This is a genomic window from Enterococcus sp. NBRC 3427 (assembly GCF_007996925.1).
Taxonomy (GTDB): domain Bacteria; phylum Bacillota; class Bacilli; order Lactobacillales; family Enterococcaceae; genus Enterococcus_B; species Enterococcus_B lactis.
In genome coordinates, this window is sequence record NZ_BJLL01000001.1 from 23,798 (window position 1) to 49,775 (window position 25,978).

Annotated in this window: 28 protein-coding genes and 1 tRNA gene; 6 read left to right on the top strand and 23 right to left on the bottom strand. The window is 38.2% G+C overall.

Annotation, left to right across the window (positions count from 1 at the left end):
• The 9 genes from rfbB to map form a co-directional block, all read right to left on the bottom strand.
• Positions 1-1,029 (bottom strand): dTDP-glucose 4,6-dehydratase, encoded by a 1,029-nt coding sequence (rfbB, locus tag ESP02_RS00100; RefSeq protein ID WP_002292882.1) that lies wholly within the window; start codon positions 1,027-1,029, stop codon positions 1-3.
• Between the two features lie 21 nt (positions 1,030-1,050).
• Positions 1,051-1,623, bottom strand: coding sequence for a dTDP-4-dehydrorhamnose 3,5-epimerase (gene rfbC, locus ESP02_RS00105; RefSeq protein WP_002292883.1), 573 nt, complete (start codon positions 1,621-1,623; stop codon positions 1,051-1,053).
• 13 nt (positions 1,624-1,636) lie between these two features.
• Positions 1,637-2,503 (bottom strand): glucose-1-phosphate thymidylyltransferase RfbA, encoded by an 867-nt coding sequence (rfbA, locus tag ESP02_RS00110; protein WP_002292884.1) that lies wholly within the window; start codon positions 2,501-2,503, stop codon positions 1,637-1,639.
• 99 nt (positions 2,504-2,602) lie between these two features.
• Positions 2,603-3,310, bottom strand: a complete 708-nt coding sequence (locus ESP02_RS00115) for a glycosyltransferase family 2 protein (protein ID WP_002292885.1) — start codon at positions 3,308-3,310, stop codon at positions 2,603-2,605.
• Between the two features lie 4 nt (positions 3,311-3,314).
• A complete protein-coding gene (locus ESP02_RS00120) occupies positions 3,315-4,142 on the bottom strand; it encodes a glycosyltransferase (protein ID WP_002375232.1) in 828 nt (275 codons plus the stop codon).
• Complete coding sequence (locus ESP02_RS00125) at positions 4,142-4,942, bottom strand: glycosyltransferase (RefSeq protein ID WP_002375235.1); 801 nt, start codon at positions 4,940-4,942, stop codon at positions 4,142-4,144. The genes ESP02_RS00120 and ESP02_RS00125 overlap by 1 nt, the downstream gene beginning before the upstream one ends.
• A complete protein-coding gene (locus tag ESP02_RS00130; protein ID WP_002329034.1) occupies positions 4,935-6,074 on the bottom strand; it encodes an MraY family glycosyltransferase in 1,140 nt (379 codons plus the stop codon). Before ESP02_RS00130 ends, ESP02_RS00125 begins: the two co-directional genes overlap by 8 nt.
• A gap of 75 nt (positions 6,075-6,149) precedes the next feature.
• Entirely contained in the window at positions 6,150-7,073 is a 924-nt protein-coding gene (locus ESP02_RS00135; protein ID WP_002292890.1) for a YihY/virulence factor BrkB family protein, read from the bottom strand.
• 31 nt (positions 7,074-7,104) lie between these two features.
• Positions 7,105-7,869 (bottom strand): type I methionyl aminopeptidase, encoded by a 765-nt coding sequence (map, locus tag ESP02_RS00140; protein WP_002292891.1) that lies wholly within the window; start codon positions 7,867-7,869, stop codon positions 7,105-7,107.
• A gap of 157 nt (positions 7,870-8,026) precedes the next feature.
• On the opposite strand from map, the gene ESP02_RS00145 reads away from it, so the two are divergent.
• Entirely contained in the window at positions 8,027-8,467 is a 441-nt protein-coding gene (locus ESP02_RS00145; protein WP_002292892.1) for a flavodoxin, read from the top strand.
• A gap of 175 nt (positions 8,468-8,642) precedes the next feature.
• Here the strand turns inward: ESP02_RS00145 and ESP02_RS00150 are convergent, their stop codons facing one another.
• Positions 8,643-9,212, bottom strand: a complete 570-nt coding sequence (locus ESP02_RS00150; RefSeq protein WP_002292894.1) for a TetR/AcrR family transcriptional regulator — start codon at positions 9,210-9,212, stop codon at positions 8,643-8,645.
• A 254-nt stretch (positions 9,213-9,466) separates the two neighbouring features.
• Between ESP02_RS00150 and ESP02_RS00155 the strand changes: the two genes are divergently transcribed.
• Entirely contained in the window at positions 9,467-10,699 is a 1,233-nt protein-coding gene (locus tag ESP02_RS00155; RefSeq protein ID WP_002375242.1) for an aminopeptidase, read from the top strand.
• 329 nt (positions 10,700-11,028) lie between these two features.
• On the opposite strand, the gene ESP02_RS00165 is transcribed toward ESP02_RS00155, so the two are convergent.
• Both ESP02_RS00165 and ESP02_RS00170 read right to left on the bottom strand, forming a co-directional pair.
• A complete protein-coding gene (locus tag ESP02_RS00165) occupies positions 11,029-11,574 on the bottom strand; it encodes a hypothetical protein (RefSeq protein WP_002375244.1) in 546 nt (181 codons plus the stop codon).
• Positions 11,575-12,196: 622 nt separating this feature from the next.
• Positions 12,197-12,270: transfer RNA gene (locus ESP02_RS00170), tRNA-Arg, on the bottom strand.
• A 153-nt stretch (positions 12,271-12,423) separates the two neighbouring features.
• On the opposite strand from ESP02_RS00170, the gene ESP02_RS13240 reads away from it, so the two are divergent.
• Positions 12,424-12,588 carry a hypothetical protein gene (locus ESP02_RS13240; protein ID WP_002375247.1) on the top strand — a complete coding sequence of 55 codons (165 nt, stop codon included), beginning with the start codon at positions 12,424-12,426 and terminating at the stop codon, positions 12,586-12,588.
• A gap of 71 nt (positions 12,589-12,659) precedes the next feature.
• Here ESP02_RS13240 and eis read toward each other — a convergent pair whose 3' ends face one another.
• From eis to sfsA, 11 genes are all read right to left on the bottom strand, one after another.
• Positions 12,660-13,841 (bottom strand): enhanced intracellular survival protein Eis, encoded by a 1,182-nt coding sequence (gene eis, locus ESP02_RS00175; RefSeq protein WP_002375249.1) that lies wholly within the window; start codon positions 13,839-13,841, stop codon positions 12,660-12,662.
• Between the two features lie 123 nt (positions 13,842-13,964).
• On the bottom strand, positions 13,965-14,378 hold the full coding sequence (locus ESP02_RS00180; RefSeq protein ID WP_002315398.1) for a DUF3284 domain-containing protein: 414 nt from the start codon (positions 14,376-14,378) through the stop codon (positions 13,965-13,967).
• Positions 14,378-14,560, bottom strand: coding sequence for a DUF3188 domain-containing protein (locus tag ESP02_RS00185; protein ID WP_002286596.1), 183 nt, complete (start codon positions 14,558-14,560; stop codon positions 14,378-14,380). Before ESP02_RS00185 ends, ESP02_RS00180 begins: the two co-directional genes overlap by 1 nt.
• 31 nt (positions 14,561-14,591) lie before the next feature.
• Positions 14,592-14,813, bottom strand: a complete 222-nt coding sequence (locus tag ESP02_RS00190; protein WP_002292901.1) for a hypothetical protein — start codon at positions 14,811-14,813, stop codon at positions 14,592-14,594.
• Between the two features lie 67 nt (positions 14,814-14,880).
• Positions 14,881-16,341 carry a PTS sugar transporter subunit IIC gene (locus ESP02_RS00195; RefSeq protein WP_002375253.1) on the bottom strand — a complete coding sequence of 487 codons (1,461 nt, stop codon included), beginning with the start codon at positions 16,339-16,341 and terminating at the stop codon, positions 14,881-14,883.
• A 107-nt stretch (positions 16,342-16,448) separates the two neighbouring features.
• Positions 16,449-16,769 carry a PTS lactose/cellobiose transporter subunit IIA gene (locus ESP02_RS00200; RefSeq protein WP_002286604.1) on the bottom strand — a complete coding sequence of 107 codons (321 nt, stop codon included), beginning with the start codon at positions 16,767-16,769 and terminating at the stop codon, positions 16,449-16,451.
• Between the two features lie 28 nt (positions 16,770-16,797).
• Positions 16,798-17,115, bottom strand: a complete 318-nt coding sequence (locus ESP02_RS00205; RefSeq protein ID WP_002375255.1) for a PTS sugar transporter subunit IIB — start codon at positions 17,113-17,115, stop codon at positions 16,798-16,800.
• A 141-nt stretch (positions 17,116-17,256) separates the two neighbouring features.
• Positions 17,257-19,968 (bottom strand): sigma 54-interacting transcriptional regulator, encoded by a 2,712-nt coding sequence (locus tag ESP02_RS00210; protein ID WP_002375256.1) that lies wholly within the window; start codon positions 19,966-19,968, stop codon positions 17,257-17,259.
• A gap of 62 nt (positions 19,969-20,030) precedes the next feature.
• Positions 20,031-21,308 (bottom strand): DEAD/DEAH box helicase, encoded by a 1,278-nt coding sequence (locus tag ESP02_RS00215; RefSeq protein WP_002375258.1) that lies wholly within the window; start codon positions 21,306-21,308, stop codon positions 20,031-20,033.
• Positions 21,308-22,321, bottom strand: a complete 1,014-nt coding sequence (locus ESP02_RS00220; protein WP_002375260.1) for a Gfo/Idh/MocA family protein — start codon at positions 22,319-22,321, stop codon at positions 21,308-21,310. The genes ESP02_RS00215 and ESP02_RS00220 overlap by 1 nt, the downstream gene beginning before the upstream one ends.
• Before the next feature lie 15 nt (positions 22,322-22,336).
• Positions 22,337-23,065 (bottom strand): DNA/RNA nuclease SfsA, encoded by a 729-nt coding sequence (gene sfsA, locus ESP02_RS00225; RefSeq protein WP_025478575.1) that lies wholly within the window; start codon positions 23,063-23,065, stop codon positions 22,337-22,339.
• Between the two features lie 176 nt (positions 23,066-23,241).
• Here sfsA and ESP02_RS00230 point away from each other — a divergent pair, with 176 nt between their 5' ends.
• The 3 genes from ESP02_RS00230 to zwf all read left to right on the top strand — a co-directional run bounded on the left by ESP02_RS00230 (position 23,242) and on the right by zwf (position 25,933).
• Entirely contained in the window at positions 23,242-23,571 is a 330-nt protein-coding gene (locus ESP02_RS00230; RefSeq protein WP_002375263.1) for a DUF4828 domain-containing protein, read from the top strand.
• A 173-nt stretch (positions 23,572-23,744) separates the two neighbouring features.
• Positions 23,745-24,392, top strand: coding sequence for a metal-dependent transcriptional regulator (locus ESP02_RS00235; RefSeq protein WP_002286616.1), 648 nt, complete (start codon positions 23,745-23,747; stop codon positions 24,390-24,392).
• Positions 24,393-24,406: 14 nt separating this feature from the next.
• Positions 24,407-25,933, top strand: coding sequence for a glucose-6-phosphate dehydrogenase (gene zwf, locus ESP02_RS00240; RefSeq protein WP_002291842.1), 1,527 nt, complete (start codon positions 24,407-24,409; stop codon positions 25,931-25,933).
• Positions 25,934-25,978: the final 45 nt, after the last annotated feature.

The window sequence follows — 25,978 nt, forward strand, 5'->3', positions numbered from 1 at the left end:
TTATTGTCCATTTTTGGCATATGCTGCTTCAACGGCCTCTTTTTCTTTTTTCCACCAGTCTTCATGTTCTTCGTACCATTTGATCGTGTCAGCCAACCCATCACGGAAGTTCGTAAACTCAGGCTGCCAACCTAGCTCTTCTCGCAATTTTGTCGAATCGATTGCATAACGCAAATCGTGCCCTGCACGGTCGTTTACATGGTCGTATGCGTCTTTTGGTTGACCCATCATTTCTAAGATCAATTCCATCACGGTCTTATTATCTTCTTCGCCGTCCGCACCGATCAGATAGGTTTCGCCAATTCTGCCTTTTGTCAAGATCAACCACACTGCTGAAGAATGATCATTTGTATGGATCCAGTCACGAACATTTTTCCCTTCACCATATAATTTTGGACGAATACCGCTTAAAATATTCGTTACTTGGCGAGGTATAAATTTTTCAATATGCTGGTAAGGACCATAGTTGTTTGAACAATTTGAAATAGTTGCACGTAAGCCAAAAGAACGTACCCACGCTTTTACTAACAGATCTGAACCAGCTTTTGTAGAAGAATATGGGCTTGAAGGATTATATGGTGTTTCGGCAGTGAATTTTTCTCCTTCGCCTTCTCCATGTCCCGGTAGGTCTTCACGTAATGGAAGATCTCCGTAAACCTCGTCAGTAGATACGTGATGATAGCGTACATCATACTTGCGGCAAGCTTCTAAAAGTGTATACGTACCAATGATATTCGTTTGTACAAATGGGAAAGGATCTTTTAATGAATTATCGTTATGGGATTCTGCCGCGTAATGAACAACTGCGTCCGCTTCTTTTACTAGACGATCCACTAATTCTGCATCTGCAACATCTCCTACGACCAATTCTACGCGATCGCTAGGAAGTCCAGCCAAGTTCTCTTTGTTTCCTGCATAAGTCAGTTTATCCAAAACAGTGACATGCACTTCTGGATGATTGTTTACCACGTAATGAACGAAATTAGAGCCGATGAATCCGGCACCTCCGGTAACAATGATGTTTTTCATAAGAAAATTTCTCCTTAATTCTTAGATTTCTCCGTAAACAAATGGATTTTCTGCTTCAAATTCTTTTAATGTCGGATGACGGTGATCTTTTTCAGACATAATCGCTCTTGATGGATCAATTGGCCAATCAATCGCTAAATCTGGATCATCAAATGCGATGCCTCCATCTGCTTCTGCATTATAGTAATTATCACACTTGTAAAGGAAGTTCACGTTTGGTGTCAAAGTAACGAATCCATGTGCATATCCTTTAGGTACAAGCAACTGACGATGATTATGTTCAGATAAGATAAATCCGTCCCATTGACCATAAGTCGGGCTGCCTTTGCGGATGTCCACTACTACGTCTAAAACTGCTCCAGTAACCACACGAATCAATTTTGTCTGTGCAGCTTCTCCTTTTTGGAAATGGAGTCCCCGAAGAACACCAGCTTCAGCAGATAATGAATGATTGTCTTGAACAAAGTCATAATCTAATCCATGTTCTGCAAATTTTGCTTTTGAATAGCTTTCTGTAAAAAAACCGCGATGGTCGCCAAAGACATCCATTTCTACGATTTTTACATCTGTTAATTTTGTATCTGTTACTTTCATCTGTAGGAACTCCTTATTCAGCGGCCAAATTCAATAAATATTGACCGTATTGATTTTTTTTCAAAGGCTGTGCAAGGGCTAGCAGTTGTTCTTTATCAATGTAGCCCATACGGTAAGCAATTTCTTCCAAACAAGCCACTTTTAAGTTCTGACGTTTTTCAATCGTTTCGATAAAGGTAGATGCTTCAAGCAATGATTCATGTGTTCCTGTATCAAGCCAAGCAAATCCGCGTCCCATAAGTTCTACAGATAGTTTTCCTTTATCCAAATATGCTTTATTGACATCTGTGATTTCTAGTTCTCCACGTTCTGACGGTTTGATTCCTTTAGCAATAGAAATCACCTCATTGTCATAAAAATAAAGGCCAGTTACTGCGTAATTTGATTTTGGCTGAGCAGGCTTTTCTTCAATCGACAAAGCTTGCATATTCTCATCAAATTCTACTACACCAAAGCGTTCTGGATCATTGACATGATAGCCAAATACTGTCGCGCCTGCATCTTTTGAAGCTGCTCGTTGCAACATTTTAGACAGACCGCCACCATAGTAAATATTGTCCCCTAATACCAAACAGACACTGTCATCTCCAATAAATTCTTCTCCAATGATAAATGCTTGTGCCAATCCATCTGGACTTTCTTGTACTGCATATTCGATCTGCAGTCCTAAATCATTTCCGTTTCCAAATAATTCCTTGAAACGTGGTGTATCTTGTGGCGTTGAAATAATCAGAATTTCTTTGATTCCCGCCAACATCAGAGTAGACATTGGATAATAAATCATTGGTTTGTCATAAATCGGCATCAATTGTTTCGATGTTGCCTTTGTTAAAGGGTACAGACGTGTTCCGCTGCCCCCAGCAAGAATGATTCCCTTCATGGATATATGCTCTCCTTTTTGATTTCAAATTTCACTTTGCTATTATCTCATCAATCGTTATATTTGTCATGGAAATATTAAGGATTTAAACATCTTTTATCAACGTTTAAACCATTTTCGTTTGATCAACGCCGTAATCAGATGAACACGCCAAGAAATTTTTTGGCGTAATTTAGAATGCGTTTCAATCTCACTCGCATTTAAATCATGTCTTCGATACAGTGTCAAAGGTTCTCTCAGAAACCCAGTCTTCCTTCCTCCCAACAAACCGATCCACATGTCATGCATAGGCACTTCTGAGGGAATCGGCAAAATATCGGATTTCAACGAAGAGCGAAAAGCCATACCTGCACCAATATAATGACTTCGTATCACATTATTGACCCATCCTTCTTTGGAATTTCGGAATGAAAAATAGGAGGCATGGATCTCTTGCAGCTTACTGTTCACAATGATCAAATCTGAAACGACTACTAACTGATCCGGATGCTGTTCAAAATAGTCAGTGATTTTTTTCACTTTTGTCTCTAACCAAACATCATCTTGATCTGCCAAAAAGATTAGCTCTCCTTTCGTCTGCTGGATCGCATAGCCAAAATTAGCGATCAACCCTTGACGAGGTCCTGAAAAAAGCTTTATCCGTCTATCTTTTTCTGCGTATTCAGTCAATATATCCCATGTATCATCTACTGACCCATCATCAGAAATAATCACTTCATCTTCTGCTGAAAGCTGAGATAAAATACTATCCAACTGCTCTCTTAAATATCTGCCCCCATTAAAGGTAGCTATACAAACCGAACGCACGAATTCACACCTTCCAATTCTTAACATATGAGCGCAAAGTCATCCGCCAGATATGCCGGTTTTTGACGGTCAAAAACTGTTTAACTGTTCTTAACAATAATTGTTGTCGGTGACTGGATAAATGTCTTTGATCATATTCATGATAAAATAGATTTTCTGCTTGTAAAATAGAACGGTATCTATTGCTTGAAACTTTTTCATAGTCTAATACCGAAAGATCATGTTCCAGTCGTACTGGTAGTATCTCCACCGTTTTTTCCAACTGATTCACTTTCCAAAACAGCCAATGATCCAAAAAATCTAAAGAAAAAGCAGGATTAAACCCGCCAATCTTTTTTAGAAATTTGACAGACCATGCCACACCTGAATTGATTGCCATGATTCTTTCAGCTGTCGTACCGTCTACTTCTACTGCTTGTGCTGTGCGATTGATATAATGATTTGAATAGACGGGAGAAACTTGCCGTCCCCCAGAAAAAATCATCGGAACTGCAGCAACACATTCATCTGTAAAAGCTACTTTACGCAAGATTTCAAAATAGTCGTCGACTAGCCTCGTATCCTGATCCAATGTAACGATACAACGTGTTCTTTCATTTGCTTGAGACAACGCATAATTATAAGCTGCCGCTAATCCAGGGTTTTGCGGATCATGATAGTAAATGGTATTTTCTTTTTCAAACAGCTCATTTTGCTGTCTTTGAGGACTATTATCGTAAATAACAAGCTGAATATGCTTTTCGCTAAGTGCTTTGCTTAATGGTTCATAAGTAGGAGATTGGCTGAATAGTTGCTGATAGAGCACGACTACTACTACTATTTCTGGTTTCATCAGAAAAAACGCCACCCCCACTTATTGAAAAATTTCATCATAGAAGTCAAAAACACACGAAAAAGTTTTGCATTTCGATGTGCACCCTTTCCATAAAAATGGACGACTGCATAAAAGGGTGTGTACAATAATTTGTAACCTGCTTTTTCAAAACTCAAACACAAGTCATTATCTTCAAAGTACATGAAGAAACGCTCATCAAATCCCCTTATCTCTTTAAATTTATCAATATCAGCTACCATAAAACTGCCCGAGATCATTCGCACATAACTATCAACATCAGTGGGCAAGCCACGGCATTCAAAGACAGCTAGCCGTTTATCAAACCTTTTTTTGACCCATTTGAAAGGCACAAAGCGCAAAACATAATCAAAAACAGCCAGCCGCTCACGGATGAGGTGCTGAGTGGTCCCATCTTCATTAAGAATCTTAGGTGCTAACATCGCGCATTCGGGATGTTCTTTCAGTAACAACACCAATGCTGTAACTGTTTCTTCATCCACTAAAATATCTGGATTACAAATAATACCATAGTGGCAATTGCTGTTCAGCAGATTGTGATTATGTCCATAACCGAAACCGGAATTTTCATCATGAAAATAGATTTCGATATACGGATATGTCACATATTCTTTTAGTCTGCTTTTATATTCCGGAAGGGAGTTGTTGTCAAAAATCCGAATTTTTATCGCTGTTTCATCTTTTACAGTTGAAATAAAATTATCTAGTGTCCGAAAAATCTTATCACTGTTCGCCGTTACAATACTAATAAGAATTGGCTGGTTTAATTTGTTATTCATCTATATGACGGTTCCATTTCTTCAAATATTTCTGTTTTACTTGCGTACGATACTCTTTATTCCCTAAAAATCGCAATGTTTTTAAAATAAACTGATGTTTCTCGTTAATCAGACCAATCAATTCAAATAATAAAATTGCAGCAAATAGCATAGCAATAATCAATACAATCGTTCCGATTCTTCCAGTATAATTCATGACCATAGCTGTGAAAGAAAACATCAAAGCCATCGCATAAATCGTCAAGACGGCACCTTTATGAGTAAATCCTAAACTGATTAGTCGGTGATGAAGATGTTTTTTATCTGCTGTAGAAAAAGAAACACGGTTTGCTTTTCTTCTAATGATAGCAAAAAACGTGTCTGTTACCGGAACGCCCATGACGATCAGTAGAGAAATTGACGAAACAAAAGTTACGTTCTTCAGCCCTTGTAGTGAAAGGACGGCCATCATGAACCCTAAGAATAACGCTCCTGTATCGCCTAAATAAATCTTTGCCGGATAAAAATTGTACGGGAAAAATCCGATAATGCTTGCTACAAGACAGAAAATAACAACCGGGATGTACACTGTGGAAGCATGAAGGAAAAAATACCCAATGATGCCTATCGTGATTAAACCAATCAATGAAATCCCTGCCGCTAGCCCATCTAAACCGTCAATCAGATTGATTGCGTTCGTGATACCGAAGATCCAAAAAATCGTTACAGGGAAACTAAGCCACCCTAATTGGATATAGCCAATAAAAGGAAGCGTAAAGGAATCAATGCGTATATCTGCTACAAAATAAATAATAAGAGAGGCAAGCAAGATCCCTACACTCTTTTGTTTAGGCGTCAGCTCAAATTTATCATCGAGTACTCCTGTGACGATGATCACCAAAGAAGCGAGCAAGATCGGCACAATATACGATTGTGGAATGATTTTACGGAATAAGAATAAAGTCGATATAACAAATGAAATAAAAATGGGCAGTCCGCCTGCGGAAGGCATTGGAACTTTGTTTATCCTTCTTTCATTTGGTTTGTCGACCATACCCGTTTGTACTGAAATGATTTTAAATACAGGTGTTAATATCAGTGATAATAAAATTGTCAGAAAAAATCTTATAACCATACTAAAAGAAACAAGCATATGGGCACCTACTTTAATTAAGAGTCATAATTATTATAAATTACTGATATAAATTTACAATAAGAACTCTTGTTTCTACTTTTTTTTATGAGAAAATTTAGCTTTCAATTTATTGAACCATTTTCGGCTTGGATCTCGACGTTTTTTGATTTGATGTCCCGTCACGTATTCTTGAACAACTGCATTGATGATTCCGCCCAAAATGATGATCGTAGCAGCAAAATTAAGCCAAAGCATGAGGACAATAAAACTTCCTATGATCTGATAACCGCTGATCCTCGTTGCAAAATATCTGGCATAGATACTAAACACTTGTGATAACAGCATCCAGCCGACAGTAGCGAAGATCGTACCTGGAATAATCGTCTTCAACTTCAACTGAGCATTAGGGACAATTAAATAAATCAAGAACATGATGACAAATAAAGCCACCAATGTGATTGGCCATTTCAACGTTTGGAACTGATCAATAAAGTTCACAGGTATTTGTACAATCGGTTGGATCGCATCTAAAATCAGCTGTCCTAAACCAAGAACGATAGTTACTCCACTAATGGCAATCATGAACAAGACGATCACAATCAGCGAGAAGAAGCGGACAATCAAAAAATTTTTTCTATTTTCTACGCCATACGCTTTATTCATCGCAATTTGTAAAGCGTTGATACTTTGACTGGCAGACCATAAGGCCGCCAAAGCAGAAACGGATAGCAAACCGCCTGAACTTTGTGTCAAAAGGTCCTTGATTGCAGGGCCAATAAACTGGTAAACGGTCTCAGGAATCACTTCTCGTAAATAGGTCAGTACAGTCTCTTGATCGATGTGGAGAAACGGCAAAATATTACCAAAAGCAATAATCAATGGAAATAAAGACAAGAGTAAATAATAAGCAACGACAACCGAGGTCGTACTCATTTCTGAATCAGTGATGCGCTTTTGAGTCGTCTCAATAAAGCGCATCAGGTTTTCATTTTGTTTTATTTTGTTCCAAACTTTCATGTACCTCTCCCGTACCTATTGATTGGCTGGTTCAATAGGTACCTTCTTCTCCTTGTGATGTCAAGATTCTAGGGCCATCTTTAGTAATAGCCAATGTATGTTCATATTGGCAAGATAATCCGCCGTCTCTTGTATAAGCAGTCCAGCCATTAGGATCCATTTTCATTTTCCAAGTTCCGGTATTGACCATAGGCTCGATCGTGATGACCATACCTTCTTTCAATCGCAAACCTTTTCCAGCTTCTCCGTAATGAGGAACGGCTGGTTCTTCATGGATCGTAGGACCAACGCCATGACCAATAAAGTCACGGACGATTGCTAGATTTTCGCCTTCTACATACGTTTGGATAGCATGACCGATGTCGCCGATTCGATTTCCTACTTGTGCTTGCTCAATACCGATGTACAATGCTTTCTTCGTTACTTCCATCAATCGGTCGATCTCAGGTGTAGATTCTCCTACTACATAAGCCCAACAAGAATCGGAAATGCCGCCTTTCAAATCGATACACATATCGACTTTTACCAAATCGCCGCTTTTCAAAGGTTTTTTCCGAGGAAATCCATGACAAATTTCGTCATTGATACTGATACAAGTTGCATATTCATACCCTTCGAAGCCAATTTGCGCAGCGATTCCTCCATGACTCTCGATATAGTTTCTGACAAATACCTCAATATCCCAACTTGTTATGCCTGGTTTGATAAAATCACGCAGATTTTTATGTACATCTGCCAATAAAGCGCCAGATTCTGCCATCATTTCAATTTCACGTGCTGATTTTAAAGTAATCATATTTTCGTCTCCTTTTTACAAATCTCTCTCATTTTAACATAGCGGCATACATTTAGCCAAATGACATTTCCCATGTGTCTCTAGGTTTTATTTTCTTTTCAACGATGTTTTGGTATAATTCATAATTGTTAAATAATTTTAAACAAGGAGGCACATCATGGCTTTAGCAAAAATCGTATATGCTAGCATGACAGGAAATACTGAAGAAATCGCCGATATTGTTGCAGAAGCATTTGAAAATATGGATATCGAAGTCGAAATCAACGAATGTACCCAAGTAGATGCAGATGAATTCGAGGAGGCAGATATTTGCGTCGTAGCTACTTATACATACGATGATGGCGATCTTCCTGATGAGATTGTAGATTTTTATGAAGACTTGCAAGAGTTGGATCTATCAGGGAAAATCTACGGCGTCTGCGGATCTGGAGATACTTTTTACGATGAATTCTGTAAATCAGTGGATGACTTCGATGCTGCTTTTGGAAAAACAGGCGCATCAAAAGGCGCAGAAAATGTAAAAGTAGACTTAAATGCTGAGGAAGAAGATATCGAAAATCTAGAAGCTTTCGCTAAAGAATTAGTCGCAAAACTTTAATATGCTTGAGATATAAAAGAGCCGTCCAGATTGAATCAATCTAGACGGCTCTTTTATTGTATTCATGGAAGAGTTCTTCGGGAGTTAAAAATGTATACGCTGTAAGAAAAACGAAATTTTCCTTATGTTGACACATCTCTTGTTATCTACTGATTGGTGAAACTCTTGAGTATATTCAATCGATTTCGATTGGTTCTTTGAGATTCAAGATTGCATCAATGCTGTCTTGGATCATTTTTTCAATCTGCTCATCAGTTGGATGGATAATACTTGAAGACATCAAAGCTGCAATCCCGGTAGCTATGATCCATGTACCGTTATGCAAGGATTCAATCTGCTCTTCTGAAAGATCCGCATAGGCTGGGTCCCGTTTCACTGTATTCACAAAGTAAGTATAAGAGAAATTTTGCATCTCTTTTCCTCCACCATATTCTTCTAAGTACAGTGAACGATACAACTTCTTCTCTCTTCTTGCAAAATGGATATAATTAAAAGCAAGATCGATAATCGTATTCCCTGTATGCTCAACTGGAAACACTTCGTATTGCAAATAATCATAGATTTGTTCAAAAAGTGCTTGTCTCAAGTCATCCATATTTTTGAACTCAAGATAGATCGGCTGCGTGGAACAATTCATTTTATTCGCGATGTTTCTCGCAGTAAATCGTGTAAATCCCTCGGTGGCAGCTACTTCATAAGCAGCTGCCAAAATCTGTTCTTTAGTAATCGTCTTTTTTCTTGCCATATTTTTTTAATCTCCTCAATTTTTTTATAACGCTTCCACCATTGATTAATTTCATTGTAACATGTTTTTTTGATATGCAAAATTAGTTTTCGATTTTCTTCACAAGCTAAAATAGCAAGTTGTGCCATAGAACGTGAAACGCAACCATAAAAAAATAACCTCCTTTTTTTATTTAAAGCTACATTGTTTGAATCATGATTAAATGGTATCATGCTAATAGTTACCAGAAAAAATGGTGAGGAGGAATTTTTATTATGTTATCCGATTTTAATGAACTTCTAAAAAAATATGCACGCTTAATTGCAGAAACTGGCGTGGCCACAGAAAAAGGTCACACAGTCGTTTTACAGATCAGTGTGGACCAAGCACCCCTTGCTCGCTTGATCACACAAGAAGCTTACAAATTAGGAGCTGCTGAAGTCATTGTTCAATGGACAGATGATCAGATTCAAAGAGAATTTCTTTTACATGCAGCAACAGATCGTATTGAGAATGTGCCACAATCTAAAATCGATCAAGCGGATGAATGGCTTGAAAAAGGAGCAAGCAGGATCAGTGTCGTTTCTGCCGACCCTGATGCGTTTGCCGGTGTAGACAGCCACCGAGTAGCAACTTATCAAGCAGCCGCCGGTAAAGCATTAATGAATTTGCGCAAGGCAACTCAGGCAAATAAAGTCAGTTGGACTGTTGTAGCTGCTGCTGGTAAACAATGGGCAGCAAAAGTTTTTCCAGATCTGCCAGAAGAAGAACAAGTTGATGCATTATGGGATCAAATTTTCAAAACAACTCGTGTCTACGAAGAAAACCCTGTTTTAGCATGGAAAAAACACGATGAGAAATTAGCAAAAAAAGCAGAAGAATTGAATCAAGAACAATTTTCTGCCCTGCACTACACTGCTCCTGGTACAGATATCATCATTGGATTGCCTAAAAACCACCTTTGGGAAGGTGCCGGAAGCTACAATGCTCGAGGGGAAAAATTCATGGCAAATATGCCAACAGAAGAAGTGTTCACCGCACCTGACAGTCATCGAGTAGATGGGTATATTTCAAGTACAAAACCACTGAGTTATGCTGGTACGATCATCTCTGGTATGAAATTTACTTTCAAAGATGGAAAAGTAGTTGATTTTTCTGCCGAACAAGGCGAAGATGTCTTAGCAAAACTGCTTGATACCGATGAAGGTGCGCGTCGTCTAGGAGAAGTGGCACTTGTTCCTGACCCTTCACCTATTTCTCAATCTGGTATCATTTTCTTCAATACATTATTTGATGAGAACGCATCGAACCATTTAGCCTTAGGGTCTGCTTATGCCTTCAGTGTGAAAGGCGGTACAGAAATGTCCGACGAAGAATTAGCAGAAGCTGGTTTGAATAGAAGTCAAACCCACGTAGATTTCATGGTAGGATCTGACAAGATGGATATCGATGGAATCCGCGAAGACGGTTCTACAGTACCGATTTTCCGTAATGGAGATTGGGCTTGAGTGAAATCTTGCTAAGCGCGTATAAAATAATACAAAATATAGATAAATGGATCTAAGTTAACAACTTAGATCCTGTTTTTTTGCAAACAAACTGTCTGCTTTAAATAAAATAACAACCTATATAAAAATGAATTTCATTGAAATGCTTTGCTATCGATTTCTTTGCGTGGTATCTTATTTCTCTGTCTCTTTTTACTAGGTCTGCTTTTTCATGTATTCATAGAAATTTTCTTTTAATCTAAAAAAACAATGTCCTTAAAATAAAGGACATTGTTTTTAGATATAAGTCAAAAAGATTGAACGTATTAGTGTACTTCCATTTTTAACTTTTAAACTTCTCCTACAACTTGCACAGTGAATCTTTGTTCACGATCCCAATTAAAAGCAGTTACACCTACATCTAATAATCCACTTCCTCCCAAGTGCCAAGTTAGATATTCGTCACGTGCCATATTTCTCACAAAATACGCATTACCTGCTGGAATCAATTGCCACAGCGACCCTTCATCCCCTTTTGACAAATTCGGGTTTATAAACCATCCCCCACTATATACAAGATAAAAAGGTCTAGAGGAAAATAACGGTGTCTCTTCCCGTATATAATAACCACCCGAATTTTCATTGTATTCCATTACCCAACGTTGTGCTGCATTTGATGGGGCATATGTTTCCATAAACAATTCATTCCATAAATAAGGATCTGGTTCTGTATGCGTCATAGCAAGCGTTGGGTCACTAGCAGCAAGAAGTGAAACAACTTTATTATTATATGTATTTCTAGCATGTTCGCTAGCATCCACCGTCCCAGTCCCTAAAAACCCACTACATAAAGATGTCAAGACGATCGTACTAAGTATTAATTTTGCTTTTTTCATTTTCTACTTCCTCCTTTTTTATCAAAGATTGAGAAAACCTTTGATTCCTACTTTAAATTTTTTTATATTTTTTATTAAGGTACTAAATAAGAAGATTCTTTATGTACTTATTCAAACTAACTAGATATTCCAAATCGAACAAAAAACTTCAGATCTTCCAATTATTCTAGCTGTGAAGTGCTGTTTGTATCAACTATACTTAGTACTCTCCCACTTTCGTGATTCTCTATGTAGTGCACCTGTACATTATGTGTCCAGATTAGCATAAGAAGTTAAACATACTTATGCCCACTAGAAAGGCTCTAGCTCCATAGCATTGGAAAAGCTACACGCCTACCAGTAAAACCACCTTGTTCTATTACCCTTGCGTCTGCGAAAGCCCTAAGTAAAATGATCAATGTAGCGCTAAGAATCCATTTTTTTAATTTTTCTCCTTCTTTCATTTTTATTTTTATTTTTTTACTTTCCGTTTTAATGAAAATGTTTTTTTATCACCCTCCCTCAATAACAATTATACCCTTATATCAATAAATAATGAAGTTTTTTTAATTATAAAACATTTAATTTTCGTTGTTTTAAAATAAAAAAACCTGTATCACAAAGGATACAGGGGTTATTTATACGTTCCTGACTGGAATTGAACCAGCGACCTATCGCTTAGGAGGCGATTGCTCTATCCTACTGAGCTACAGGAACAATTTCAATAAATCAATTGTAGCTTGTTTGTTTTTTACTTGCAAGCTTATCTGCTAAAAAAATCAGCTTGTAAGTTAGGCAAAACGTTTCCACTAGCTCTTAACAGATGATAAACTAGGAGTAGAATGAAATAATACAGGGAGGTTCTTTCCAATGAATGAGAAGCCAAAAGAAAAAGTATATGCCGAACGCTTAGATTCATCTAAAAAAAATCGGGAAAAGATTACGAAAGAAGCAATCCAAGACCACAAAACAGAAAACCCTAAAACAAAAGAAAACAAAAAATTCAAATTTACAAAAAAAGAGGATTTACTTTAACATTTTCCTTCAAATGCCAAATGAAAAAACAAAAGGGTGGTGACAAAAATATTGTCATCACCCGTTTTTTATTAAAAATAGTCATTAAGGATTGGCTGTTGCTGTGGCAAGATCGAGCTTAACGTTTCTTCATATTCTTTTGCCACCTGTATCCTCTCTTGGAATACCAGCTCTTCAACTTTACGATATCCTAATAATAGCTGTGTGATATGTTGGATACTTCCGCGAACGATTGGTAATGCCGTTTGTTCTACTTTTGAGAGATGGTTTTTTCCATTTTCGATCGTTACTTCCACGATTCCTTCATTCCATTTTGCATACTGATCTTCTTCTATCTGAAGGGCAAAGGCAGCTTGTTTCTTTCTAAATGGATATTTTTCCAAAAACAAAGAAATATCTACGATCCTCGCCATCATATAAGGTGTGATCGTTACAGAAGCAAATGGATTTGCTAATAGATAATTTTGATCATTGCCACCGTAGCCACATGAATATTCAAATGTTTCAAAAGCACCGTTATGGGAACTTACAAAGCGGACAAGGCTGCAAAAGGCATCATGATTCAAAAATCCCCATTCCACAATAATAAAGGAAGACGCTGCAAGCTGGTAAACGACATAGCCCATTGCTTCCCCAGTATCATCAAAATACAAAGCAAACTGGTAATTACCTTTTTGCTTGAATTTATACGTATACCACCAGTCTTCGCGCTTCAGACCAGCTCGTTGGTTTTCAGGCATCTGTTCATAAATTCGTTTGATTGCAGCTTTTGCATCTTCGAAATTCATACGCTTCATCTTGCCAGATTTTTTTTTGGTAAACGGCACGTCACGACTGTTTAGTTGATAACTGATTTTATCAAACGATTGTTCATAGCCATAGCGCCGATAGAAGGGATAGGAGAATGGCGCCAGATAAGATAAGCTTACTTTACGATCACGGCAATCTTCAAGGATCTTTTCCATGATCTGATTGATTCCGCCTTGTCCCCTTGCTTCAGGATAAGAAGCAACATAGCCAATACCGGCCATTAAATACTCTTGTCCGTAAAAATTCACTGGAAAAGGAGTCGCCATGACTTGACTTGTTAGCCGATCCTCCTCATCAAAAAATCCGTAATTCCAGGAATTCTCCGCAAGTGTACGAAAACGTTCTCTCCTTTCAGGTGTATCTGCCCCATTAAATGCATATGTGGCTAAAGCAAACATTTCCTCAATCGAAGATCCCCCTAGCTCTCTTACTTGTTTTGTCATTTTGCTGCCCCTTCCTACAAAAAAGCTAGTAAGGAATCTCAGGAAAGACTTCGCTTCCTCTGAAAAATCTCTTCTAGCTTACTTCATTTTTCAATAACTAAATAGTACCATTTTTTCACTGGTTTAATACGTTGCTTCGATCATCTCTAGCATTTTTTTGAAACGTCTCCGCTTAAAGTACATCAAGATCGTTCCTAAAAGCATATCATTCAACTTTTGAAGCATGCCATAAGACTCCATTTTTTCTGTGTAATGAACCTCACAGGTCGAATCGTCTACTGGTTTGATTTGATAATGAACAACGAATTCATTCTTCGTTGTCGATGTACGAAACTTATAAGACTGGTTTTCAATGACTTCTTCGATTTTTATACGAGCCCGGTTATTTTGCGAGAATTGTTTGACGTACTCCAAATTTTTCAGCTGTTTTCTGGTCACTGATTTGCCGGTCGCTTTACGTACATCGAAAAGAACAGAATCCATAACTTTATCGTAAAAAAACGACGCTGGAATATTTAATTTTTTTGTGATTTCCATTAGTTATTTTTCTCCTTTGCTTCTTCTCTTTTTTTCCCCTTCATGAAGAAGTAGATCCCTAATCCTGTTAGGAAAAGACCCGTGACCATACTATACAAATCATACCTTTGCGAATGCGGATTCAAACTATACAACACGATCAAAGAACCAATACTACATAAAAATAAACCGTTTTTTATCATATCAACCATCCTATCTTTTTGAACCATTTTCTTAAACAGCTGTTGACTGAAAATAAAGGACTGTTCCCCAAGGCTGTGCTTTGATTAGCTCCTTTGCTTTTTTAGCCGCAGCTTCCGGATCTTCAGCACTTGTTTCAAAGAACATTTTGATTCCTTGTTTTTCTTTAAACGTAAATGTCATTCCTTCTTCATTGTATCCTTCTAACAATTCTTTGATTGCATCTTGTTGCATTGCACTGGCAATTGAAATCATTTCAGTTCCTCCTCGAAAATTCATTATGAGGAACGAAACTTAAAGCGTCCCGCTCCTCAGATTCATCTTATTGTTGTTCGCCTGCAGCAGGGTCCATTTTGTTTGCAGAAATGACAAACGGTGCCCAAATCAAGAAAGTCACGACCATACATACCAACGTTACGATTGGTGCTCGCCAGTCCGCTCCTGTTGCTAAGAATGACAATAAGAACGGCGGTACTACCCATGTAACTTGTTGCGATACTGGAGCGACTAGACCAAGATAAGTGGCTACCCAGCCAATTGCTGTTGCTACTACTGGAGCAACCAAGAATGGGATAAACATGATTGCATTCAATACGATCGGCAGACCAAACATCACTGGCTCGTTGATATTGAAAATACCAGGTCCAATGGATAATTTAGCTACTGTTAAATAATCCGCTCGTTTAGAGAAAATCAAGATAGCTATCAGTAAGACGATCGTTCCACCTGATCCGCCAAACCATGCAAAAGCATCGAACGATCCACGGACCCACATATAAGCTTTTCCATCTTCGATTGCATCTAACACGGCTGGTGTACCAGTTTTTCCGTTATAACCTTTTTGGAAAATATCAATATTGATTAGTTGTGCTTGTCCCCAGATTCCCTCTAGCACTGGTGCCAATACATTTGGTCCATGAATACCAAAGAACCAGAATACTTGAACAAACACTGTGACGATCAATACTGCTCCCAACCCTTGGGATAATCCTAGGAATGGTTCTGCAATATATTTTTGCACCAAATCAATGATTAGTTGCCCATCAGCTACACGACCTACGATATAATTGATAATAGCAATGACGTATAAAGCGATCGTCGCTGGCAAAATGGCTGCAAATGCTTTAGATACTGCTGGTGGTACTGAATCAGGCATTTTGATCGTAATGTTAGCAAGCATCAATTTACAAAAAATAATGACTGAAATTGCTCCCATGATCATAACTGTAAAATAAGCGTTTCCATTCAAATGATCTAGTTTTAGCCACCCCCATAATCCAACTGACAGTGTGCCATCTGCAATCGTTGCACCAATCTCAGAACTATTGATTGCATCTGCGACATTTGAAGGGACATTCACATCTAATGCTGCTGATAATGCTGGACCAAAGGAAATACCTTGGATCAAGGTAGCTAGACCAACGATCCCCCCAGCTAGATCATTTACTCCATAAGCTCGGGCAAGATTATACCCCCAAGAAAAGGCAAAGATCAATCCGGCGATTGCTAGTGTACCATTCCAGACAAAACCATTGATTCCGATGATGACATTCAATACGGCAAAGATTCCTTTGTCTGCTGCTAAACTGTCAGCGTAGGTACTGTTAAACTGTTGCGGTAAATCTCGAATAATTGCATTGATCATTACAGCGACTGATCCCGCCATTGTTGCGGGCAGTGTGCCGATAAAAGCATCGCGCAAAGCAACTAGATGTTTTTGCGCTCCGATTTTTGCGGCAACCGGCAGGATGTATTTCTCCATCCAACTTGTTAGTCCGTTCATTTTTTACTTCCTCCTATAAGTTTTTTATATAAAGAGAGTTTTCTTTATAACAAAATAAAAAATCCGTTCAAAAATTTTTCTTCTTCCGTTCAAAAAAGAAGTTGTATTTATTCGCTGTATACGCGACGATAAAGTTCGATGATTTCTTTTGCTAAATCAGTAAACGCAATAGACGTCATTAAATGATCTTGACTATGAACAGTCAATAACGTCACTTGCATATGATTTCCTTGTGCTTCTTGTGTCAACATGTCTGTTTGTGCATGATGTGCTTGTATAAGTGATTCTTCTGCATCAGCGATTTTTCTATCCGCTAACTCGAAATCACCGATTTTAGCAGCCGCAATCGCTTCCATCGCGTCGCTCTTTGCATTACCGCCAAACATGATTAGTCCCATGATGGCTTCTAGATTTTGTTGATCTTCCACGTTGTTATCCCCCAACTGCATACTTGATTTATTTCATTAGATTTTCTGCTTGTGCAAGTACTTTTTCTCCATTCATCATGCCATAGTCTTGCATATTGATGACATCTAACGGAATACCTTTAGGCGCAAGTTTTTGTTCGAATTGAGCTTTCATGAAACGTACTTGAGGACCTAATAATAAAACATCGACATTCTTAGATTCTAAATTATTATCTGCATCTGAGGCAGAGACAGCAAAAATATCGGCTTCCATTCCTTTTTCTTCTGCTACTTTTTGCATTTTTGTGACCAATAAACTCGTACTCATCCCTGCTGAACAAACTAACATAATTGTTTTTTTTGCCATTTTTAACACTCCTTTTATTTTTTTACACTTTTATATAATGCAAGAAGCATGCCAAGAAAAAAAGAGCTAAAATAGCGTTTTCATGCTTTTTAGCTCTTTTATATAGTGCGCACACTGGTATTCAGTGTGTAAACAGTATGATTAGTGTGTTTGTTTTTTTATTTTGTTTTCAAGAAACATTTGTGTAAGAAACGCGATATCATCTTCTGAAATTTTTACCTGATATTTTCGTTCCAGTGCCATCAAGTTTGCTCGAACGATATCCATTTCCAAACGGTAAATTTTTGAGAAAATAGATAGTTTCTCAAATTGCCGATGCGTTTCTTTTTTGATCAATCCGTCTAGCATGAAGGCTAAATGGATGACGATCCCGGTATCTACTCCTGGTTCTACGATAATCGACAAATCTGTCTGGATCTGCTGAACTGTTTTTTGCAATGAGCGGATCAATTCATCAATAGAAAAGACATCACTTAATGATCCTGAAAGCGAATCAACAATTTTAGCTGTTGGAACCTCATCATCAGCTATACGCTTTAAAACATTCAATTTTTCATCATCAAAAACGTCATAGGCGGAAAAAAATGGGATATTTTGATAATCAACGTCAACCGTTCCTGCAATTGCTTTGATCTCATATTCTTCCAATAAGGCATCAATGTGTTTTTTGAATGATTCGCGTTCTAAAAACTGCATCTGGATCAGTTCTACTTTGTTTTGATTAATCACCGGCATAATCCGTTGATACAATTTGGCAGCTACTCCCTCACCAGTAAAACATGTCACGATGACGGCTTTTTTACGCTGTAAAGTTTCAGATTTTTCCGCTTTGAACTGATCACGTACGATTGATTCAAAGGAGAGCTGAATATTTTGATAGATGTCTTCTAAGCTTCTTCCAACACTTGCCATCCGTATCGCTTCTATCACAATCATCGTACTTGTCATTGTGATAGCTTTCGTCCGAATGCCAGTCTCTTCATAAATCAAATCACTGAAGGTGTTTAAAGATCCCATATCTGTTAACAAAAGCAGCCCATTCGTCAAATGCCCCTGATAATTTTTAACATATTGTAGGACCTCTTCATACATTGTTTGAACTTCCATAACCAGTGGCATATTAAAAGCTTTCCCTACTTTTGTTCCTAATAGTTCTTGCGCCATCTCCAACATACTTGAAGCGGTCTGTCTGCCGTGCATCAGTACGAGAACATCTACTTTGTTTTCTTTAACAGGCTCACTTTCTCCTAAGTTGATAGAAAGAAACATACTGATAAAGCCAATTTCATCAAAAGGAATCTCGACTTGTTCTTCTTCTTCAATGATTGTCGAAAGATCGATTGCTACCTGGAATTCCCTCTTAAAATTTTTTCGTACGTTATTCAAATCTGGATGGACAATCATATGTCCTTCTCTCACACGATCCAATGTACTTTGCAGATGCAAAGCAAAAGCAAAACGCGCTTTTTCATTATAAATACGGTCTAACCGTTTTTCAGCCACATCATACAATTGATTGGTTAACCGCCAGATTTCATCTGGCAAAAGATCTTTTGGGATTGAACTTTTAGTCAATTCTTTGACATATGTCTGAAAATAAGCATCCACATCTTTTGAAATGAGCGTCTCCAAATCGATGTTCTCCACACCGGTTTCAGAAAGAGAAGTAACTTTTTCCTCAATATCGTTGTAGACTTGCATGTTTCTTTCTGGATCTTGTGACCAGACAACATCAGCAAATCCTGGTTCAAATGTCAAATACTGGCTCTTGCTGTCCATGAATCGGTCGAGGCGTTCTGGTATTTCTTTGATTTTCAGTAGTCCTTTTTGTACTTGAAGGGAAAGTTCTTCTTTTCGAATGATCAGCTTTTTCTCATGATGCGTTCGGTAATGTAAAAAAGATTTTGCACAGACTAATTTCAGGTCTCGTTTCACTTGACCGATATTCCCTTCCGCATCATAAAGCATGAAGGCAAGAATCGCTTCTTTTTCGATATCGATACGTTGATTCAAACGGTTCGCTTCTTGTTTGATGAAAAGAGAGATGATCTCATAACGCTCATCCAATGATCGAGAAGCAAGGTTTGGCAAGGTGATAGCCATAGGGATCCGTCGGTTGAAGGTAGTCAAGAAGCTTTCTGAAGATTCAGTCGTTGCCCCAATGATCTGAACTGATGCTTCATGTACTTGTGCACTTTCTCCAAGTGGACGATAGATACCTTTATCGATGAAAGTAAACAGCATTTCCTGCCCTTCCGGTGGTAAACGGTGGATCTCATCTAAAAACAATATACCGCCGTCTGCTTTGGCGATTAGACCAGGATTATCTTGCGCTGCTCCTGTGTAAGCCCCTTTTTTGATCCCAAAGATGTGTCCAAAGAGCAGTTGCGGATTTTGAGCATAATCCGCACAATTGAAAGAAACAAATGGCGCATCGGCTGAAAGCATTTCAGATTCGATTGCAAAATGATACATACATTCCGCAAACATCGACTTCCCTGTACCAGTTTCTCCAAAAATAATGGTATGCAGCCCCCGCGGCGGATAAAGAATCGCTGCTTTTGCCTGCTGTATGCTGACTTTTAAAGAATCATTTTCTCCAACGAGCGTTTCAAAAGTCACTTGCGTAGAAGAGTCGACATGTACTTCATCAGATTTTGATTTTTCCGTTGGCAAGGAGTAAACGACTGGTCGGCCAGCGGTTTTTACAATATGATGAGCCTTATACAGTTCGCTTAAATATCGGCTTGCATTGCTTCGATCAATATTCAAACGCTCAGCTACATCGCTTGCTGTCAATCCTTGTTGGTTTTCTGTCAATAGATGCAAGATCTCTTCTTGACGTTCTTTCACATAATCCCTCCTCTGGCAACCAATTTTGTTCCCGTTTTCATAATCATAGCATAAAAAGGCGCTTATTTGCGCCTTGCTCCTTTATTTCTCTCTTTTTTTGATTTATTTTTAACTTTTTTTCTTGATTTGTTTTTGTTATGCTCTGGATTTTGTTCTTTCCCAGGAAAAGATTTCGTATACTTGTTATTCGCTGCAGTAGCTACATCTTCTTTGATTGGTTGATCCGTCTGTAACTTTCCTCCGTGCAGAAAAATCTCTTCAAGTGTTATGTTTGTCGGACGTAAAAGTCGTTTCAAATCTCTTAAATTGTTATCTTGTACGAGTGTGATCACTGTTCCTTCATTGCCCATTCGACCAGTTCTTCCAGAACGATGCAAGTAAGCTTCTTCACTTAACGGCACTTCTGCATTCACGACATAAGGAAGTCCTGTAATATCTAAACCTCTAGCCGCCACATCTGTGGTCAAAAGTGCGCTGATCTTTTTCTTTTTGAATTGTTCCAACGCCGCTTTTCGGAGCAGCTTGTTTTGATCAGAGGCCAGGCTTCCTACCGGTACCCCTCTATACAGCAATTTTTCTTCCATCACACCTAATTCAGTCAGTTGATTAAAGAAAATCAGACCTTGAAAATCTTCTATGTGAGTGAGACGTCTTAAATATTCATCTTTCTTTCGTATTGGCACTCGTAAAAAGTAATGTCTCAAGCCTTTTCGAGAATCATCTTCTGCTGTCACGTCGATCGTCTCAAACGTTTTCCCAGTGATTTTTTCAATGCTTTCAAGGGAACGATCTGCTGTTGCTGAAAAAAAGGCTAGCTGATATTCTGTCGGAGCTTGATGAAGAATCTGATCAATGATTTGGCTGTTACCCGCATCAAATAGCTGGTCTGCTTCATCAAATACCATTGTTTTCACTTGATGTGCTTTTATTTTTTTAGCTTTCATCAATTCCAATATTCTTCCTGGTGTACCAATCAAGATTTCTGGTTTTTTCTTCAAACCTTCAATTTGTCGTTTAACGTTTGCTCCGCCCACCAAAGATTGGACTTTCAATTCTTTGTCTTTTCCCCATTCACGTGCAACATCTGCTACTTGAATAGCTAGTTCTTGAGAAGATGCAAAGATAACCAACGCACTTGCTTCACCTGGTTTCACGTTTAGTAGTAACGGCCAAAGATAAGCCAGTGTTTTACCTGAACCTGTTGGAGAGATAGCTACTATGCTTTGTTTATTGCTTAATGGCTGAAAAACTGCCTGTTGAATAAGAGAAGGTGTAATAAATCCTTTATTCTCATAATTTTTCTGCCAATTTTCGGGAAATACTTGTACAAATTCGTTCATTAAAAATCTTCCTCATTATCTGCATCGAATTTGATGCCACCATTTTTTCTTAAATCATAAATCACTTGGTTCACATTTCTAGCCAGCTCGATCCACTCTTCATACAATAATCCCCACGCTGGATCTTTCGGATGAGTCATGACATTGGCAAAATCCTCTGCTTCATCTGCCATTGGATTTTCTGCAGCTGTTACTGCTAAGTCAATGATTTCTTCGTGTACCCGATCATGAAACTCTGCTTGTTCGATTGCATTGACGCCATTCATCACTAGTGTTCCTGAGTCAAAATAGATCTCTGATGGCAGATAAGAATCACCGATTTTACCTGGTTGGATCGATACATCAAAAGTATCATAACGCAAGATTCCCCATCCAAGACCATCCACACCAGTAGAAATCTTTCTTGGAAAATAATGGACTTCTTTTGGCATTCCAAACCAAGCGACAGTTGCATATACAAGGTAAACACCTAAATCCATCAATGCACCACCTGAGAAATGAGTCGAGAAGATATTTGGTTCTTCTCCATCTAATACTTGGTCATAACGCGAAGAATATTTCATATAGCTGAAATTTGCACCGATTATCTCGTCTTTTAATGGTAAGTAATCGGCAATCTTTTTAAAACCTGATTCATGGATATTTCTTGCTGCTTCAAAAAAATACACATTGTGTTCATTTGCTAAATGGATGATTTCATCCATTTCTTTTGGCGTCGAAAAAGCTGGCTTTTCCACTATCACATTTTTACCTGCCAAAATTGCTTGCTTAGTCTGACTAAAATGAAGACTATTTGGAGAAGCAATATAAATAGTGTCCATATGAGCAATATTGAAAAAAGTCTTCAAATCTGTTGCAAATTCGATATCCCCTTCATAATGAGAACCAAATTCCTGTGCTTTTTCCAAATGTCTAGAATATACCGCTGTCAATTCATATTTTTTTGTGCTCAAAGCTGCTTGGACAAATTGATGAGTGATCCAATTTGTTCCAATAATACCTAAGTTGATCATTTTTTTACCTTCTTTCTATTGTATAGGATCTTCAAACGGGATAGCTACATCAAACGGGATAGCTTGCTTGACAGTTACCTCATCTGCCGTTACTTGACAATTATAGGCGAGGATTTGAACTCCACTTTGCTGCGCATGTCGAACCATATCAGCTAGCGCTGGTTGCATTTCTTCATGGATCGTTGCGAAATGAAGATGTTCGAATTGAGCAATAAACAAGACATAAGCGGCATAACCATCTTGTGCGGCATACGCTAATTCTCCAACATGTTTCAATCCTCTGAGTGTAGGCGCATCAGGAAAAGCACCAATTGCTTTATTTTCAAGCGTCATACCTTTGACTTCAACAAATGCTTTTTGTCCGGCCGCCGTCTCCAAATAAATATCAAATTTGGAGTGAAGATAAGTTACTTCACGCTTGTATGCTGTAAATGGACCAGTTAATCCTGGTAAAAGGATCGTGCCGTCTAAAATACCATCAGTTGCCAACTGATTAGGCAATTGACTATCGATATTGAACCAATCACCCTTCTTTTTTACAGCAATCAAATCATAGTCGGTTTTCCTTTTAGGTCCAGGAGCAAATACAATAGCCACTTCAGCGCCCGGTATCAGGACCTCTTTTCCTCTGCCTGTATTTTTGACATGCGCGATAATCATTTCTCCGTCTTTTTTCATACAATGTGCAATAAACCGATTCGGGCGGTCAATAAAAAAAGCTGTTTCAACTTGCTGATACTTCAAATTCTGTCACCTGTCTTCCTACTATGTATCCTATCATAATTTGTGGAAAAACAGTAAAAAAACCAGTCGAAAGTCTTAGAGAAATTTTAGTTTTTATTCGGTACAATGGAATAAAGAAGGAAGAATGTTTCTATACGATGATTTTCTCATAAAGGAGTGATTTGGTGATAAAAAAAATGATCTATTTTCTTGGTTCACTCGTTGCCGTTCTCTCAAGTTGGATTTACTTGAAAAAGAAAAAACAAGCAGAAAAATCTGAAAGACTCTCGAGGTATCAAGGTACATGGTTCTTCAGTGATAGCCAGCAAAAACAACAATTACAGATTACATCTGATTACACGTTTTTGATCAACGGTCAGTCACTTGGCACATCTGTGGTAGAAATAGATGAACAGCGTTTAGTCGTACGTGATCAATACGGTTTTTATCTTGTCTTTTCTTATCCCGAACAAACTCTTTATGATGAATCTGCAGATGTCTCGTATAAGTTGACATCTGAAAAATAGACACCTCCCAATATATATCTATAAACGAAAGTATGAGTCTTCTTTCTCATCTTTCGTTTTTTGTTGTAAAAACGTCCAAAAATCCTTTGTTTTTTATTTAGAAAAATAGTCAATTAACGTTTTTTTTGTTACACTTACTAATGATGGTTTTTACCATGAAAGGATGATCGAATATGACACCAAATCGAGAAGATTATTTGAAAATCATTTTAGAACTAGGCGGAGATACAACGAAAGTCAACAATAAACAAATCGTATCTAGCCTAGATGTCTCAGCTGCATCTGTCAGTGAAATGATTTCTAAACTTGTGAAAGAAGAGCTTGTAGAACATTCCCCTTATCAAGGTGTACAATTGACTGCAAGCGGACTGCAAAAAGCTAGCAGTTTGATTCGCAAACATCGTTTATGGGAAGTTTTTTTAGTTGAACATTTAGACTATAGCTGGAATGAAGTCCACGATGATGCTGAAGTATTGGAACATGTGACTTCGGAACATCTTGCAGATCATTTAGAAAACTATTTGAATCATCCTGAACATTGTCCTCATGGAGGATCGATTCCTAAAAAAGAGGAAGTCGTCCATGAAGAACGCCGGCAAACACTAGAATCCTATCCTGTCGGTACAAAAGTGCGTATTGCACGAGTGCTTGATGAAAAAGAATTGTTGGATTACTTAGTCACAATTGACCTGAATATCAACGAAGAGTATGAGATCGTTGATATCGCAGCTTATGAAGGACCAATCACTATCCAAAATGATAGAAAGAAAATACCCGTCAGCTTCAAGGCGGCCAGCACGATTTTTGTCGATAAAATATAAAGGAGTGTATCTACATGTCTAATGAAAAAAATGTATTGTTTACGATATTCGGCGGCACAGGTGACCTAGCCCAACGTAAATTGTACCCGTCTTTGTTCCGCCTTTACAGAAAAGGAAATTTAGGCGAGCATTTTGCCGTGATCGGGACCGCTCGCCGTCCTTGGAGCGATGAACACTACCGTGAAGTTGTCAAAGAAACGATCCGTGCATTGAATCCTTCTGATGAAGAAGCAACTACTTTTGCTAGTCATTTTTACTACCAATCCCATGATGTAAATGATTCAACACATTATCAAACATTAAAAGAATTGTCTGACCGATTAGATGGACACTATCAGTTAAACGGCAATCGCGTCTATTATTTGGCCATGGCACCTCAATTTTTTGGAACGATCGTTTCTCATTTAAAATCACAAAACATTATGACAAAAAATGGCTTCAATCGTTTGATTATAGAAAAACCATTTGGATCGGATTACCAATCTGCTTTCGAATTGAATCAGCAAATCAGAGAAGTATTCCCAGAGCAAGATATTTTCAGGATCGATCATTATTTAGGGAAAGAAATGATCCAAAATATCTCAGCTATCCGTTTTGCCAATAATATTTTTGAGGCTCAATGGAATAATCGTTATATCGATAATATCCAAATCACTTTTGGTGAAAACCTTGGTGTAGAAGATCGCGGGGGCTACTACGATCATAGTGGCGCACTGAAAGACATGGTGCAAAATCATATTCTGCAAGTTGTAGCATTACTTGCAATGGAACCACCAGTAGCATTTTCCGAAAAAGAAATCCGTACAGAAAAAATCAAAGCATTGAAAGCAATCCGCATCTACAACGAAGAAGAAGTGTTAGAAAACTTCGTTCGTGGACAATATGCTCAAGGTGAATTAGATGGCGTACAATTCAAAGGTTATCGAGAAGAAGACAAAGTGGATGCTCAATCAGAGACCGAAACCTTCGTCGCAGGAAAATTCACTATCGACAACTTCCGTTGGTCTGGTGTTCCCTTCTATGTGCGTACAGGCAAACGTTTGACTGAAAAAGGTACTCGGATCAATATCGTGTTCAAACAGGTTCCTGTTAATGTATTCAAAACATCTGTCGATGAACCATGTGACGATACGACACTCCCACCGAATGTTCTAACGATCTATATCCAGCCAACTGAAGGATTTTCTTTATCCCTGAATGGAAAAGAAGTAGGTCAGGGGTTTGAAACGGAACCAATCAAATTAGAATTTCGAAATAGTGCAGAAATGGTTGAAAATAGCCCAGAAGCTTACGAAAAATTACTGCTAGATGCGTTGAATGGTGATGGAACCAATTTCTCTCATTGGGAAGAAGTCGCTCAATCTTGGCATATCGTGGATGTCATTCGCAAAGCTTGGGACCAAACACAACCGGACTTTCCAAACTACAAAGCCGGATCAATGGGGCCTAAAGCAGCTTTCGAACTACTTGAAAAAGACGGATTCGAATGGATCTGGCAACCAGATAACTGGTATCGCGAACGTGGAAAATTAATCGATTGATAACAAAAGGGGTTGTGACAAAAAACATGTCACAACCCCTTTTCC